Origin of the sequence: Bacteroides luhongzhouii (genome assembly GCF_009193295.2) — a bacterium.
Taxonomy (GTDB): Bacteria; Bacteroidota; Bacteroidia; order Bacteroidales; family Bacteroidaceae; genus Bacteroides; species Bacteroides luhongzhouii.
On the sequence record NZ_CP059973.1, the window covers coordinates 1,299,443 to 1,313,754 of the forward strand.

Consider the following 14,312-nt stretch of genomic DNA (forward strand, 5'->3'; position numbering starts at 1 on the left):
TATGAAAAAGTGTTTTATAATAATGCTGCTGTTGATTGGAGTACAATCATGCAGAACAGATAGAACTGATGGTTATGAAATGAAAGTATTTAATGAGATTTTTGATGACTTGGTTGAGGTGATGGGGGCATTAAGTAGTTTTGAAATTCCCCCTCCTCCAATGCCATTTCTTGATAACAACAATCCAATAGCGTATGACACTGTTGGATATGACAAAAAGATTGCTGAGATTGAGAGAAAAAATAGAAAAATGAGAGATACGACCTTTGTTATTGCTGTTTTTGATACTCTATTCACTTGTTGTAATCTAAATTTAGATGTTGAATATATCGGAAAACAATTAATGGAACCGGGTTATATTGAGGCACTTAACTCTATGAATAAGCACTCAATACAAAGCCGTTCACTGAATTTGTCCGAAATAGAGAATAGAAAACGGTTCATATTGAAATACACTTCAGAGTTTCCTGAAGGATTTAAGATATGGGAAAGAGAAAACTATAATTTTCTTTTTTCAGGAATATTGAGAATGTCGAGGATATACTTTGATAAAGAAAAGCGAGTTGGACTTTTTTATTGTTCTTATGCTTGTGGGCGGCTTTGTGGAGAGGAAACAATTATATGTATTCGCAAGGTTAATAAAAAATGGATTATTGAAAAGGAAATATCGCTGGGAGTATCGTAATGGTGTCTTACCCTGATACAAGTTGACTAAAAACAACCAATTTGTATCAGGGTATTTTATATTCTCTATTATGTTCTATTTTTAAGATTGAAACAGATTAGGAGTATCTAAACTGTATTCTAATAAAAGAAGTGATGTATAAAACACTGCATGAATATGCGGAATAAGTCATCTTTCTTGAATGCAAATGAGTGAATATGCATGATTGTTGATAGAATCATGAATTATTGCTTTAAAAGGAAGACTTCGTTCCTTTTAAAGCAACGATTTATTGGTCGGTGAGAAGTGCTTCCTTGCTTTTAAACGAAAGGACAAAAGGGTGTTTAGAATACTTGTTTTGTGCTGGTTGTTGTCGAATAGGTAACATGTGTGTTGTTTCTATTTGAACTTATATTTGCAATAATCTGCTCCTGAAATTAGGAATTTAGCCTTTTTGATGTTGAATCGAGTGATTTAGATTCTGTTTTGTGTGAATAAGGATTATGCAACTTGCTTATCCTTCCAGTTTTCGAATTTACTTTGGGCTCATACTGTATATTCCAGATTCTCCGTGAGTTTTATATTCATTTTTTCTGCATAAAGTAATATTCTGTTCTAATGGTAAGAATTACATGGTAAGATAATAGCTTTGCATTTCAATAAGTCAGCATAATCCACTTGATTTCTTTGTCTTTCTCTCCTTTATCCTGTATTTCCTCTTATATTTCTCCTCTTTTTCTTTCTTTTTTTCTCATAAGAAAGAATATATTTGTACCTAAGTTAAACGAAAACCAAAGCATGATATGATAACAACCCAGTTGCTTCGTCCTGAAAGCATTGTTGTAGTAGGGGCATCGAATAATGTACATAAGCCGGGTGGCGCAATATTAAAGAATTTGATAAATGGAGGTTATCAGGGAGAACTTCGGGCGGTGAATCCGAAGGAGAAGGAAGTACAGGGAGTTCCACCGATGGTGCCTGTAGTTCCCATTAAAGTAGTAAATCCTTATGAAGTTTAATTTAAATATATTGTGATATGAAATATTTTGTAATGGAAGAATCTTTGGATAAAAAGATCGTAGGTCGTGATTTCCCGCAAGCGTATAGATTCATTAAAGGATACAATGAGGATGCGTCAAATGCTTTGTTCAGTTTATATAAATATAAAGACACTTTTCCAGATTATGTGCCAAATCTTGATGGAGTGATGTTGGCTGGTTATGCAAAGTTAACAGATTTTGTTAGTAACGGATTTAGTGGTAGCCTATGCATTCTAAGTCCTAAAGCCAAAGCAATCCTTGAGCAATACAATTTGTGTCCTCACCAATTCTATTCGTTTGGGCTATATAAGAAAGAAGTAAAATACGATTATTTTCTCTTAAAATTAGTTTCCAATTATTCGGATTTTGTGGATTATGAAAAAACCTCATTTCGGGAATATGATATAACTAGTGGATATAAGTCCGATCCTTTTTCTGTTAAATCAAAGGAGGAATTTTGGGAAAGAAGAAAAAAAATTAAAGCAGAGAAAGGTATATCCTGGGGTATATGGGGTAACAAACTTGTAATGAACAAAGATTTTAATTGTGAACTGGATTTCTTCGCCATCAGTATACTTGATGCCAATACTTATGTAAGTGAGCGCTTAAAGAATGCAATTGAATCAGCTGGGCTGACAGGCTGGGAGTTTTCTCCAGCAACCAATCTGATAGTTGAAAATTGTCATTAGCTGATATAAATCCAATTATCTTTTAATAACAAGTATTCATCGGCTGCTCTGATATAAAGCGTTGTGCATATATGTCAGGGCAGTTCTCAATTTTCACCAGTAAAACTGTGGATATTTTATTTGAATGAATGATTTAATTGATTTATGTTGCACTGTCCACATCTCTTGGCACTGTTGTTGTAAAAGCCGTGTGCGAATGGTAATTTGACGAAAGATTTGAATAAGAATATTCTTGATATTCAATATAATTTCTTAAATTTACCTCGCCGGATAACTTTTGGTGATGGTAGTAATATTTCATATAGTTATGATGCAACAGGGAAAAAACTACGGACAGTTCATCAGGCAGGTGATACGAGTACTGCCACTGACTATTGCGGCAATGTGATCTATGAAAATGGTATAGCTAAAACGCTGCTTGTGGAAGGCGGCTATGTCTCTTTGTCGGACAATAAGTATCATTGCTATATTCAGGGCCATCAAGGGAATAATTGTGTGGTAGCTGATGAAAATGGAAACATAGAGGAGGTGAATCATTATTATCCTTTTGGTGGTACATTTGCTTCGACTTCATCTGTCCAGCCTTACAAGTACAACGGTAAGGAACTGGATAGACAAGGTGGTCTTGACTGGTATGATTATGGGGCGAGACATTATGATGCGGCAATAGGTAGATGGCATGTTGTAGATCCGATGGCGGAGAAATATTATTTGTGGTTTCCGTATGCGTATTGCCTGGGAAATCCGGTGAGGTTTATTGATCCAACAGGGATGGTTACGGAGATTGCCCGTTTTATGGATGCTCTTCGTTTCAATAATAGTTCTATCCTGGAGAAGTTTAACTTTAGCTCGTGGGATTATGCTACGGATGTGGAGTTCACAGGCAATTTGACATTCAATGATGAAACAAATACTTTTTATTCAAGTTATGGTATTGTTGAGGATGGAGTCCCTACCAGAGTTGGTGTTTCTGTAAAAGCATCCAATGTTTGGGAAGGTGGAGCTTCAATAGATGGAGGTAAAGGAAGATGGTATCGAAATGCATCTGGTAGCCTGAACAATGTATATCCTGAGTTCGGGATTCTTACTTTTGCAAGGGGGATAGCTAATCTGTTATACAAGGGGGACAGAAGTTACCTGTTCAGATACACCACTTTGCTACAAATAAAAACTCTAAATATACGAGAAAGATGGCAGATATCGCTCAAATTTATGGATTAAAGCTAGATGAGGCTTGGAACAAAGTGGCACTTCCGCATTTGGGAAGACATCCAAACGCATATCATGAGTTTGTATTGAGGGGTATGAAACAAGCTAGTAGGGAAGCCGGTAGAAATCCTAAAAAGTTTCTGAAACTCTATAATAAATATGTGAAACAAAAAGTTATTAATAATCCCAATTTATTAAATAAATCAGGTTGGAAATGAAAAAATATTATTGTGTATATTGGAGAGATAATCCAGAGATTGCAAGTGCATGTTATGAGGGTGAGAATCAACTCGATTATGAGTTAATATCTCGGTTGGAAGGCAAAAATGAAATGCCGTTAGATTTTAAATTGAGAAGAATTAAGGAGGGAAAAGATGGCTTAACTATTGATGACAATACATTAATAGTAAAAGATGTTTGGCTGGATTATCAGCCTAATAGCTTGGTGTGGCCTATAATGTCTGAAAAGTTTAAAAGTATAATTGAAGCGAGTTTGAAAGGCAATGAGCAAATAGATTGGATTACTTGCAATCTTAGAAATTTAGGTGAAACTAGGGAGTATTACATTTTGCGCTTCAATAAGCAAATGGATGTGTTGGACAAGAAGAAAACATTATTTATGGATGAAAGAAAAGAAAGTGTAATAAAGCCTGCCTTTTCTTTCTCTAAAATTAAAAATTACAGTGTATTTGTATGTCCTTCATCCTATAATTTTTGGAAAATACCTTCTTCATTCTATGTTAATGAAGAAATTAAAAAGAAAATACAAAAAGAAAAATTAACAGGAATAGAGTTCGAAAAGGCGATTATAACGGAATAGATATTTCTGAACCATGTTGTGATTTAGTTAATCATATTCGATAACCGTATTTGATGCTTGTCCTGACATGAGAACTCCTAATTATTAGTTTCATGTCAGGTTTTTTTTTGCATTACTCTGGGTTAAATCAAGATGGACAGCACTTCGATGTACAAATAGGTAGCAAATTGGAGTATGTGTTTGGCAAAGCGACAGGAAATGCACATAATATAGAATGGTCAAAATGTATGCTAAGGTAATTTTTATCGATAATAAGGAAGGCCAAGTTATAAAAGAAATAGGCTTAACTAGCCCATTGATTGGTGTTTATCAAATAGATGATAACAAGATGCTCGTTTTGGAAGAAACTTATATTAGAACAGTTAACTCTTATGGGGAAATTGTTCAAGATATGACGACTGATTTAATTGATGACTTTAATATTCAGGATGATGTACTATATGTATTCGCTGATAATAATAAATACACATATAAATTATAGCGTCTTATTCTAGTATAAAGTGACTTGGAAATCAATTTAGTTAACCATGTTCGAGTCTTATTATGTTTTGTGAAATATTCTTTTAAGTCATGACTTCCGGTATGGATCAGCTTTGAGCTTTGATACATACCGGTTTCTTTTTGTTTTAGAGTCTGTTTAAATTTTCCTCAATAATAATCTTATAGTTGCCAATTTGACTATTTCCTCTGCTGAATCGAATGTTGTCCCTTCCATTTTCCGCCTTGTCGAAATGTTAATAGTCTATCATAGTCTCGTCAATCCAGTTATAGAAACATGGGTTTCTCAGTTAATCTGACTTTTTAATCTTTCTTCAAAAAGATATTTTGTCCCGATATGAACTGTCAAAACTACTCTTATCTTGTATCGGGGGCAACTCTTCTATTAAAAGTCCTTAACGAAACCCCAATCCATCACTTTTTATTTGTTTCTTTGCACCAAATTCGGGTATAGTGTTGTCTTGTTATTCGAGGCAGCACTTAATTTTGCTTAGATAGTTAATGGAGAAACTCAGTATAAATGCTTGTCCGGTGTGTGGCGGTGCGCACTTGAAACGCGTCATGACTTGTACGGATTTTTATGCTTCGGGCGAACAGTTTGAACTGTATTCGTGTGAGGACTGTGGATTTACATTCACACAAGGAGTCCCCGTGGAAGCAGAGATAGGCAAGTACTATGAGACTCCCGACTATATCTCTCACACCGATACGCGCAAAGGCGCGATGAATAATATCTACCATTATGTACGTTCCTATATGCTGGGCCGCAAAGCGCGCCTGGTAGCCAAGGAAGCGCATCGTAAAACAGGGCGTTTGCTTGATATAGGTACGGGAACCGGTTACTTTTCCGACACGATGGTTCGCCGGGGCTGGAAAGTGGAGGCGGTGGAGAAAAGTCCGCAGGCACGTGAGTTTGCGAAGTTGCATTTCGATCTGGACGTAAAGCCCGAATCGGCTTTGAAAGAGTTTGCTCCCGGCAGCTTTGATGTTATCACCCTTTGGCATGTGATGGAACATTTGGAACACCTTGATGAAGTGTGGCAGCGACTTCATGAGTTGCTGACAGAAAAAGGAGTATTGATTGTAGCTGTACCCAACTGCTCTTCTTATGATGCCAAGCGCTACGGTGAATATTGGGCGGCTTATGACGTTCCCCGTCATCTCTGGCATTTTACTCCGGGCACTATACAACAATTGGCTTCCCGTCATGGCTTTATTATGGCAGCGCGTCATCCGATGCCGTTCGATGCGTTCTACGTATCCATGTTGAGCGAAAAACATCGTGGCAGTTCGTGCAGTTTCCTGAAAGGGATGTTTGCCGGGACGTTGGCCTGGTTCAATGCTTTGGGAAGGAAAGAACGCAGCAGTTCAATGATTTATGTATTCCGAAAAAAGAGATAACGCATGGGAAATCAAAACAAATATAAGTCAGGTTCGATTTTCGACATGCAGTTCATCACGTCGAGTATCAGTACGACATTAGTGTTGCTGTTGCTGGGACTGGTTGTCTTTTTCGTATTGACGGCGCACAATCTTTCCGTATACGTCCGCGAGAATATCAGTTTCTCTGTTCTTATCAGTGACGACATGAAAGAAGCGGATATACTGAAACTTCAGAAGAAGCTGAATCAGGAACCTTTCGTGAAACAATCCGAATACATCTCTAAAAAACAAGCATTGAAAGAGCAGACAGAGGCAATGGGAACCGATCCGGAAGAATTCTTGGGTTATAACCCCTTTACCGCTTCCATCGAAATCAAGCTTCATTCCGACTATGCAAACTCCGACAGTATTGCGAAGATAGAGAAAATGATTAAAAAGAACACCAATATTCAAGACGTGCTCTATCGAAAGGAACTGATTGACGCTGTGAATGATAACATACGAAATATCAGTCTGGTACTGCTTGCTCTGGCGGTCGTGCTTACTTTTATCTCTTTTGCCCTGATAAACAATACCATAAGACTGGCTATTTATTCCAAACGCTTCCTCATTCACACCATGAAGCTGGTAGGGGCGAGTTGGGGATTCATCCGGGGACCATTCCTTCGAAAGAATGTATGGAGCGGAATACTGGCAGCCATCGTTGCCGATTCTATATTGATGGGAACCGCTTATTGGGCTGTGACGTATGAACAAGAATTGCTTCAGGTCATCACGCCCGAAGTCATGTTGATTGTCTGTGCAAGCGTATTGGTATTTGGAATTGTGATAACGTGGCTATGCGCCTATTTCTCTATGAATAAATACTTGAGAATGAAAGCAAACAGCCTGTACTATATTTAGCGGATTGCGAGCGGCTGATTATAAAACAGTGTTTGTGTGTGATTAGCATCCGTAACGACCGACTGATAGATTAAGGGAATGATTGTAATTAGTAATTTGTAATTAAATAAACTATGTCTGACAAGCAGAAATTTGCCTTTGATAAAGTGAACTTTATCTTGCTCGCGATAGGGATGGCGATTGTTATTATCGGCTTTCTATTGATGACGGGACCAACATCGTCCGAAACCTCTTTTGAACCCGATATTTTCAGTGTACGCAGAATCAAGGTAGCGCCAGTCGTTTGCCTGTTTGGCTTCTTGTCTATGATTTACGCTGTATTACGCAAACCTAAAACACAAAAAACAGAAGAATAAAGATGGGGGATTTAACGACATTTGAGACGATTATTATTGCTATTGTAGAAGGATTGACAGAGTTTCTTCCGGTTTCTTCTACAGGACACATGATTATTACGCAAAACATTTTAGGAGTAGAAAGTACTGAATTTGTAAAAGCGTTTACTGTTATTATCCAGTTTGGCGCAATTCTTTCAGTGGTTTGTCTTTACTGGAAACGTTTTTTCCGGTTGAACCATACGCCGGCTCCTGCGGGAGCTTCCGCTTTGAAGTGTTTTTTGCATAAATTCGATTTCTACTGGAAGTTACTGGTGGCTTTTATTCCTGCCGCAGTTTTGGGATTCCTGTTCAGCGATAAGATAGACGAAATGCTGGAGAGTGTGGCGATAGTGGCAGTGATGTTGGTGATCGGTGGTATATTCATGCTGTTCTGCGATAAAATTTTTTCGAGAGGAAGCGAAGATACGGTGCTGACAGAAAGAAAGGCATTCAATATCGGTTTGTTTCAGTGCATTGCCATGATACCGGGAGTATCCCGTTCGATGGCTACCATCGTCGGAGGTATGGCCCAGAAGCTGACTCGCAAGGATGCTGCCGAGTTTTCATTCTTCCTTGCCGTGCCGACCATGTTTGCGGCAACCGGTTACAAGGTGTTGAAACTCTTTCTGGATGGTGGTACGGAGATTCTTGTCAACAATATGCCGGCACTTATTATAGGTAATATAGTAGCTTTTATCGTCGCTTTGCTGGCTATCAAGTTCTTTATTAGCTTCGTTACGAAATATGGCTTTAAGGCATTTGGCTGGTACAGAATTATTGTTGGCGGAACCATTTTGGTAATGCTGTTGCTTGGATACAACTTAGAAATTGGCTGATGAATTTTAAAAAAGGAGAAGTACTGTTTTTCAATAAACCTTTCGGATGGACTTCATTTAAAGTAGTAGGGCACGCCCGCTATCATATTTGCCGTCGGATCGGAGTGAAAAAACTAAAAGTCGGCCATGCCGGAACACTGGATCCTCTTGCAACGGGGGTGATGATTGTATGCACAGGCAAGGCAACCAAACGAATAGAAGAGTTCCAATATCATACGAAGGAGTACGTCGCAACGTTGCGTTTGGGCGCTACTACCCCGTCATACGATTTGGAACATGAGATAGATGCCACCTACCCTACCGAGCATATCACAAGGGAACTGGTGGAAGAAGTGTTGACGCGCTTTATCGGTGCCATCGATCAGGTGCCTCCTGCTTTCTCTGCCTGTATGGTAGATGGTAAACGTGCCTACGAACTGGCCCGGAAAGGCGAAGAAGTCGAACTAAAAGCAAAACAGCTTGTTATCGACGAGATTGAATTGCTAGAATGTCGCCTGGATGATCCGGAGCCGATGATTCAAATCCGTGTCGTATGCAGCAAAGGAACATATATTCGTGCTCTGGCGCGTGATATTGGTGAAGCGCTCCATAGCGGAGCCCATCTGACAGGATTGATCCGCACCCGTGTAGGTGACGTCCGGTTGGAAGACTGCCTGAACCCCGAACACTTTAAAGAGTGGATTGACGGACAGGAAATAGAAAATGAGGAAGAAAATAATTAACGTAATAAAGAATAGATATGAAATTATCACAATTCAAATTTAAGTTACCCGAGGATAAGATTGCTCTACATCCTATGAAATATAGGGATGAGTCTCGTTTGATGGTATTGCATCGTAATACAGGTAAGATTGAGCACAAGATGTTCAAAGATGTGTTGGACTACTTTGATGATAAAGATGTGTTTATATTCAACGATACGAAGGTATTTCCTGCCCGTTTGTATGGTAACAAGGAAAAGACAGGTGCTCGTATCGAAGTATTCTTGTTGCGTGAGTTGAATGAGGAACTTCGTTTGTGGGACGTATTGGTCGATCCGGCACGTAAGATCCGTATCGGTAACAAACTGTATTTCGGTCCGGACGATTCGATGGTGGCCGAAGTGATTGATAACACCACTTCCCGTGGACGTACGCTCCGTTTCCTTTATGACGGACCTCATGACGAGTTCAAAAAGGCTTTGTACTCTTTGGGTGAGACTCCACTTCCCCACTCTATCATCAACCGTCCTGTAGAACCGGAAGATGCAGAACGCTTCCAGTCTATCTTTGCGAAGAACGAAGGTGCGGTGACAGCTCCGACTGCTAGTTTGCACTTCAGCCGTGAATTGATGAAACGTTTGGAAATCAAAGGTATAGACTTTGCATATATTACTTTGCACGCTGGTCTGGGTAACTTCCGCGACATCGATGTAGAGGACTTGACAAAGCATAAGATGGATTCGGAACAAATGTTTGTAAACGAAATGGCGGTGAAAACCGTTAATCGTGCCAAAGATAACGGCAGAAATGTTTGTGCGGTAGGTACGACCGTGATGCGTGCTATTGAAAGCGCAGTCAGCACCGACGGACATTTGAAGGAATTCGAAGGATGGACTAACAAGTTTATCTTCCCTCCGTATGAATTTACCGTAGCCAATTCAATGATTTCCAATTTCCACATGCCGCTTTCTACCTTACTGATGATTGTAGCTGCTTTCGGTGGTTATGACCAGGTGATGGATGCTTACCATGTAGCATTGAAGGAAGGTTACCGTTTCGGCACGTATGGAGATGCAATGCTGATTCTGGACAAATAATGGCTAAAGTTTATTTGGGACTTGGCGCTAACCTTGGAGATAAAGAACAGAATCTCCGGGATGCCGTGCAAAAAATAGAAGAGCAGGTAGGGAAAGTAGTTTCCCTGTCTGCTTTTTATGTTACTGCCCCTTGGGGGTTTGCTTCAGAAAATAGTTTTCTAAATGCGGCCGCTTGTGTAGAGACGGAATTATCCCCATTGGAGGTATTGCAAGAGACGCAAATGATTGAAAGGGAGCTGGGGCGTACCAAAAAGTCCGTCAACGGAATATATAGCGACCGCCTGATTGATATTGACCTGTTACTTTATGAGGATTTAGTGCTTTCTGTGACCTCTTCTTCCGGAGCAGAGTTGACCCTCCCCCATCCGTTGATGGCAGAACGTGACTTCGTTATGAAACCACTGGCGGAAATTGCTCCCGGATTAGTGCATCCGGTACTCGGGAAAACGATGAAAGAGCTTACTTCTTCTTTTTCTCCGCAATAAATACCGGCAAATAGGCGATGCATCCTATCAGTACTGCATACAGCAGATGAATCTCCTGAAACGGCTTATCGATGAAATGGCAGACAATGGCGTAGATAGCAATCGTGAATCCTACATAGAGTGCCAGCACCAAAAGCGTTTTTAATTTCTTATTTAGAATCATTATAAATCTATTTATGTGTTAAATACGTGGCAAAGATACTCATTATCTCCGAAATCTCTTTATCTTTGCAACCGAAATGAAAGTGTGGACAGATTTGAGTAGCTTGCAACCACGGAAAAAAATGCTAAAACACGTCTGATTGACGCCTTTCGGCTTATCCTTTGCAGCACTCGCCTCTCCTACTCTCTCATTCTTAATTCTTATTTTTTAATTCTTAATTTAAGAAAGATGGGATACTTATTTACATCCGAATCGGTGTCAGAAGGACACCCCGACAAGGTAGCCGATCAAATATCGGATGCCGTGCTTGACAAACTGTTGGCTTACGACCCCAGTTCGAAAGTAGCTTGCGAAACACTAGTGACTACCGGACAAGTGGTGCTAGCGGGTGAAGTGAAAACAAAAGCGTACGTTGATCTACAACTCATCGCACGCGAAGTGATTAAGAAAATCGGTTATACCAAAGGAGAGTACATGTTCGAAAGTAACTCTTGTGGTGTACTCTCTGCTATTCATGAGCAAAGCCCCGATATCAACCGTGGTGTAGAGCGTCAGGATCCGATGGAACAGGGCGCAGGCGACCAAGGAATGATGTTTGGCTATGCTACCAATGAAACGGAAAACTACATGCCGCTTTCTCTTGATTTGGCACACCGCATTCTGCAAGTGCTGGCCGATATTCGTCGTGAAGGAAAGGTAATGACTTACCTCCGCCCCGATGCCAAAAGCCAGGTTACTATCGAATATGATGACAACGGAACGCCTGTTCGTATCGATACAATCGTTGTTTCTACACAACATGATGACTTTATCCAACCGGAAGATGATTCGCAAGCTGCTCAGCTGAAAGCTGACGAAGAAATGCTGTCTATCATCCGCCGTGATGTGATCGAGATTCTGATGCCTCGTGTAATTGCTTCTATTCATCACGATAAGGTATTGGCACTGTTCAATGATAAAATCATCTATCATGTGAATCCTACCGGAAAATTTGTAATCGGTGGTCCTCACGGAGATACCGGTTTGACGGGTCGTAAGATTATCGTCGATACTTATGGTGGTAAAGGTGCTCACGGTGGTGGTGCTTTCTCCGGAAAAGATCCTAGCAAGGTAGACCGTAGTGCAGCTTATGCAGCACGTCACATCGCAAAGAATATGGTTGCGGCAGGCGTAGCAGATGAAATGCTTGTACAAGTGAGCTATGCTATCGGTGTGGCTCGTCCGATCAATATCTTTGTCGATACTTATGGTCGTTCTCACGTCAACATGACTGATGGTGAGATTGCGCGTGTTATCGACCAATTGTTCGATCTTCGCCCGAAAGCTATCGAGGAACGTCTGAAACTTCGTAATCCTATTTATCAGGAAACAGCCGCTTATGGTCACATGGGACGTGAACCGCAAGTAATAACGAAGAAATTCTCCTCTCGTTACGAAGGAGACAAAACTGTGGAAGTGGAACTCTTTACATGGGAGAAACTCGACTACGTAGATAAAATTAAAGCTGCTTTTGGTCTGTAAAACAGTCTGAAACAGGGTTTAACTTATTAAGAAAGAGCTGCAATTTCAACTTCCTTTAATGGAGATTGAAGTTGTAGCTCTTGATTTTTAATAAGTTATATTTAAATAAATGTTTTTTGGCTATTAAGTGCGTTTTGCCGGAATTTGCTACTTTTGTTCCGTAAATAAACAGACTGTCTAATGAAAATAAGATATTGTTGTCCTAAACGCTATTTATTGGTGTTCTTTAGTTTATTTGTCAGCGTAGGTAGCATTTTAATGTCTGTCTTTTTTTCTTCCTGTTCCTCTCCTTCAGTGAAGAACCCATTGTTATTATGCGCTGATTCATTAATGGAGATATATCCAGATAGTGCTTTGTCTATTTTGGAATCAATCACTTATCCACAGAAAATGCCACGTGCCGACAGGGCTTTTTATGCGCTATTGCTCACACAGGCACGGCATAAGAACTATATTGCTTTAGAGGATGATTCGTTGATAAAATCGGCTGTTGACTACTATGGTGATAAGAAGAAAAGTCTGCGCGCTGCAAAGGCTCATTATTACTGGGGAGCTACTTATCGGGAGATGGGGTATACCTCATTTGCTGTAGAAGAGTATCTGACAGCAATTCGGCTGATGCCTGTTAGGAATGAATTCTTAGCAATGATTTATGATAATCTTGCGGACTGTTATGAAAAAGATGAATTGTTTGATATAGCAATTGAGGCTTATCGCCAAGCTTATCAAATATTAAGAGGGGGAAGTCAACAGATATATCCATTGAGAGGTATTGCACGTATGTGTTTGTTGCAAAATAGGAAGGACAGTGCATTGGTTTATTATCAGCAAGCTCTTGATTGTGCATTAGTGGAACAAGATTCTAGTTTGATAGGGGCTCTTTACCATGATCTTGCCATGGCTTATAATGAAAAAAAAGATTATATTCAAGCGGATAAATATGTGTCAAAGGCTATTAAGATACAAGGACAGGATGCTGTCAATGTCTGTTTGTCAAAAGCACAGATTATGTTGAATCTGAATAAACTTGATTCTGCCAGCTATTTTTATAGTAAGAATGTAGATCAACTTGATATTTATGGAAAGGCTGTTTATTATGATGGAATGTATCAAATAGCGAAGAAAAGAGGTGAATGGAAAACGGCAACAGAAAATATAGATGCATATAAAATTCTTTATGATTCTATCCAGTTCATAACTGACAATGAAGAACTTAATCGACTTATGGATAAACATCAATTGGAGGAGCATAAGAGGTTACTGTCAGAACATACTAAAATGTTAATTTTTAGCTTGATTACTGCGTTCTTTTTATTGATGATTATTTGTGTCTTTTGTTTTATGTGGAATGACAGGAAGAGGAAAAAACGTTTTATTGCATTGCAACGTGAATTAACTCAAAAGCGAGTAGATACCATGTTACTTAGAGAAGAAGAGGCTTCTGAATCTAATAAAGAAGATTTAGATAAGAAAAGGTCGGAGTTGACAGAACAGCAAGTTCAATTATGTATATCTGTGCTTAAAACAACTGATTGTTACGATCGATTGGAAGCATTGGAGAAAGCAACTCCTAAGCAATTGTTGGCGATGCGTAGTTTGAGGAAGGATATACGTTCTACCATTTCTAGTGCATTTGTTGATGTGATGATGAATTTGAAGGAGCGCTATCCGGCTTTAACGGGTGATGATCTATTTTATTGTGTTCTTTCATTACTTTGTTGTTCAAAAACTGTCATGATGGAGCTGATGGATGCTACATCAGATGCTCTTAAGACGCGCAAAAATCGTATAAAGAACAAAATGGATACTCAAATTTTTGATCGGGTGTTTGGTGTTGATATTTAGTGAGATATGTTGATCTTCCTTGGCTTGTTTTGCTTTTAAATAGATGACTGTTACCATTGTTACCACATAAAAATCGTTTCT

At 39.4% G+C, this 14,312-nt stretch carries 15 protein-coding genes and 2 pseudogenes; 16 read left to right on the forward strand and 1 reads right to left on the reverse strand.

Translation table 11 applies throughout. The features are described 5' to 3' along the window. Position 1: 1 nt before the first annotated feature. The 14 genes and pseudogenes from GD631_RS04720 (at position 2) to folK (ending at position 10,702) form a co-directional block, all read left to right on the forward strand. On the forward strand, positions 2–685 hold the full coding sequence (locus GD631_RS04720; protein ID WP_143256592.1) for a hypothetical protein: 684 nt from the start codon (positions 2–4) through the stop codon (positions 683–685). A 782-nt stretch (positions 686–1,467) separates the two neighbouring features. After that, positions 1,468–1,647 (forward strand): annotated as a pseudogene (locus GD631_RS04725) (CoA-binding protein); the annotation flags it as partial. 53 nt (positions 1,648–1,700) lie between these two features. Beyond that, complete coding sequence (locus tag GD631_RS04730; RefSeq protein WP_143256593.1) at positions 1,701–2,393, forward strand: imm11 family protein; 693 nt, start codon at positions 1,701–1,703, stop codon at positions 2,391–2,393. A gap of 192 nt (positions 2,394–2,585) precedes the next feature. Beyond that, positions 2,586–3,164, forward strand: a pseudogene (locus tag GD631_RS22115) (RHS repeat-associated core domain-containing protein); the annotation flags it as partial. A gap of 419 nt (positions 3,165–3,583) precedes the next feature. Beyond that, positions 3,584–3,820 carry an AHH domain-containing protein gene (locus GD631_RS04740; protein ID WP_229098936.1) on the forward strand — a complete coding sequence of 79 codons (237 nt, stop codon included), beginning with the start codon at positions 3,584–3,586 and terminating at the stop codon, positions 3,818–3,820. After that, the gene (locus tag GD631_RS04745) at positions 3,817–4,422 is read left to right on the forward strand and encodes an imm11 family protein (RefSeq protein ID WP_143256596.1); all 606 of its coding nucleotides are present in this window, start codon (positions 3,817–3,819) and stop codon (positions 4,420–4,422) included. The genes GD631_RS04740 and GD631_RS04745 overlap by 4 nt, the downstream gene beginning before the upstream one ends. Positions 4,423–4,645: 223 nt before the next feature. Further along, the gene (locus tag GD631_RS04750) at positions 4,646–4,903 is read left to right on the forward strand and encodes a hypothetical protein (RefSeq protein ID WP_143256597.1); all 258 of its coding nucleotides are present in this window, start codon (positions 4,646–4,648) and stop codon (positions 4,901–4,903) included. Between the two features lie 518 nt (positions 4,904–5,421). Further along, complete coding sequence (locus tag GD631_RS04755) at positions 5,422–6,321, forward strand: methyltransferase domain-containing protein (RefSeq protein ID WP_143256598.1); 900 nt, start codon at positions 5,422–5,424, stop codon at positions 6,319–6,321. Between the two features lie 3 nt (positions 6,322–6,324). Then, complete coding sequence (locus GD631_RS04760; RefSeq protein WP_128858260.1) at positions 6,325–7,206, forward strand: cell division protein FtsX; 882 nt, start codon at positions 6,325–6,327, stop codon at positions 7,204–7,206. A 113-nt stretch (positions 7,207–7,319) separates the two neighbouring features. Beyond that, positions 7,320–7,562 carry a DUF3098 domain-containing protein gene (locus tag GD631_RS04765; protein WP_004298881.1) on the forward strand — a complete coding sequence of 81 codons (243 nt, stop codon included), beginning with the start codon at positions 7,320–7,322 and terminating at the stop codon, positions 7,560–7,562. Positions 7,563–7,564: 2 nt separating this feature from the next. Then, positions 7,565–8,419, forward strand: a complete 855-nt coding sequence (locus GD631_RS04770; RefSeq protein ID WP_143256599.1) for an undecaprenyl-diphosphate phosphatase — start codon at positions 7,565–7,567, stop codon at positions 8,417–8,419. Next, positions 8,419–9,141, forward strand: coding sequence for a tRNA pseudouridine(55) synthase TruB (gene truB, locus GD631_RS04775; RefSeq protein ID WP_074706990.1), 723 nt, complete (start codon positions 8,419–8,421; stop codon positions 9,139–9,141). Before GD631_RS04770 ends, truB begins: the two co-directional genes overlap by 1 nt. Before the next feature lie 17 nt (positions 9,142–9,158). After that, positions 9,159–10,217, forward strand: coding sequence for a tRNA preQ1(34) S-adenosylmethionine ribosyltransferase-isomerase QueA (gene queA, locus GD631_RS04780; RefSeq protein ID WP_004302895.1), 1,059 nt, complete (start codon positions 9,159–9,161; stop codon positions 10,215–10,217). Continuing rightward, positions 10,217–10,702: a 2-amino-4-hydroxy-6-hydroxymethyldihydropteridine diphosphokinase gene (gene folK / locus GD631_RS04785; RefSeq protein WP_143256600.1), complete on the forward strand. Its 486-nt coding sequence runs from the start codon at positions 10,217–10,219 to the stop codon at positions 10,700–10,702. Before queA ends, folK begins: the two co-directional genes overlap by 1 nt. Here the strand turns inward: folK and GD631_RS04790 are convergent. Continuing rightward, complete coding sequence (locus GD631_RS04790; protein WP_008023736.1) at positions 10,677–10,865, reverse strand: hypothetical protein; 189 nt, start codon at positions 10,863–10,865, stop codon at positions 10,677–10,679. The two genes, folK and GD631_RS04790, sit on opposite strands and share 26 nt — an antisense overlap. A gap of 228 nt (positions 10,866–11,093) precedes the next feature. Here GD631_RS04790 and metK point away from each other — a divergent pair, with 228 nt between their 5' ends. Together metK and GD631_RS04800 are read left to right on the forward strand one after the other, a co-directional pair. Continuing rightward, the gene (gene metK / locus GD631_RS04795; RefSeq protein WP_004298895.1) at positions 11,094–12,386 is read left to right on the forward strand and encodes a methionine adenosyltransferase; all 1,293 of its coding nucleotides are present in this window, start codon (positions 11,094–11,096) and stop codon (positions 12,384–12,386) included. Between the two features lie 180 nt (positions 12,387–12,566). Then, entirely contained in the window at positions 12,567–14,231 is a 1,665-nt protein-coding gene (locus tag GD631_RS04800; protein ID WP_143256601.1) for a tetratricopeptide repeat protein, read from the forward strand. Positions 14,232–14,312 lie beyond the last annotated feature (81 nt).

Coding starts and splice junctions, on each gene's coding strand:
- GD631_RS04720 (WP_143256592.1), top strand. CDS start 2: ATGAAAAAGTGTTTTATAATAATGCTGCTGTTGATTGGAGTACAATCA.
- GD631_RS04730 (WP_143256593.1), top strand. CDS start 1,701: ATGAAATATTTTGTAATGGAAGAATCTTTGGATAAAAAGATCGTAGGT.
- GD631_RS04740 (WP_229098936.1), top strand. CDS start 3,584: ATGGCAGATATCGCTCAAATTTATGGATTAAAGCTAGATGAGGCTTGG.
- GD631_RS04745 (WP_143256596.1), top strand. CDS start 3,817: ATGAAAAAATATTATTGTGTATATTGGAGAGATAATCCAGAGATTGCA.
- GD631_RS04750 (WP_143256597.1), top strand. CDS start 4,646: ATGTATGCTAAGGTAATTTTTATCGATAATAAGGAAGGCCAAGTTATA.
- GD631_RS04755 (WP_143256598.1), top strand. CDS start 5,422: ATGGAGAAACTCAGTATAAATGCTTGTCCGGTGTGTGGCGGTGCGCAC.
- GD631_RS04760 (WP_128858260.1), top strand. CDS start 6,325: ATGGGAAATCAAAACAAATATAAGTCAGGTTCGATTTTCGACATGCAG.
- GD631_RS04765 (WP_004298881.1), top strand. CDS start 7,320: ATGTCTGACAAGCAGAAATTTGCCTTTGATAAAGTGAACTTTATCTTG.
- GD631_RS04770 (WP_143256599.1), top strand. CDS start 7,565: ATGGGGGATTTAACGACATTTGAGACGATTATTATTGCTATTGTAGAA.
- truB (WP_074706990.1), top strand. CDS start 8,419: ATGAATTTTAAAAAAGGAGAAGTACTGTTTTTCAATAAACCTTTCGGA.
- queA (WP_004302895.1), top strand. CDS start 9,159: ATGAAATTATCACAATTCAAATTTAAGTTACCCGAGGATAAGATTGCT.
- folK (WP_143256600.1), top strand. CDS start 10,217: ATGGCTAAAGTTTATTTGGGACTTGGCGCTAACCTTGGAGATAAAGAA.
- GD631_RS04790 (WP_008023736.1), bottom strand. CDS start 10,865: ATGATTCTAAATAAGAAATTAAAAACGCTTTTGGTGCTGGCACTCTAT.
- metK (WP_004298895.1), top strand. CDS start 11,094: ATGGGATACTTATTTACATCCGAATCGGTGTCAGAAGGACACCCCGAC.
- GD631_RS04800 (WP_143256601.1), top strand. CDS start 12,567: ATGAAAATAAGATATTGTTGTCCTAAACGCTATTTATTGGTGTTCTTT.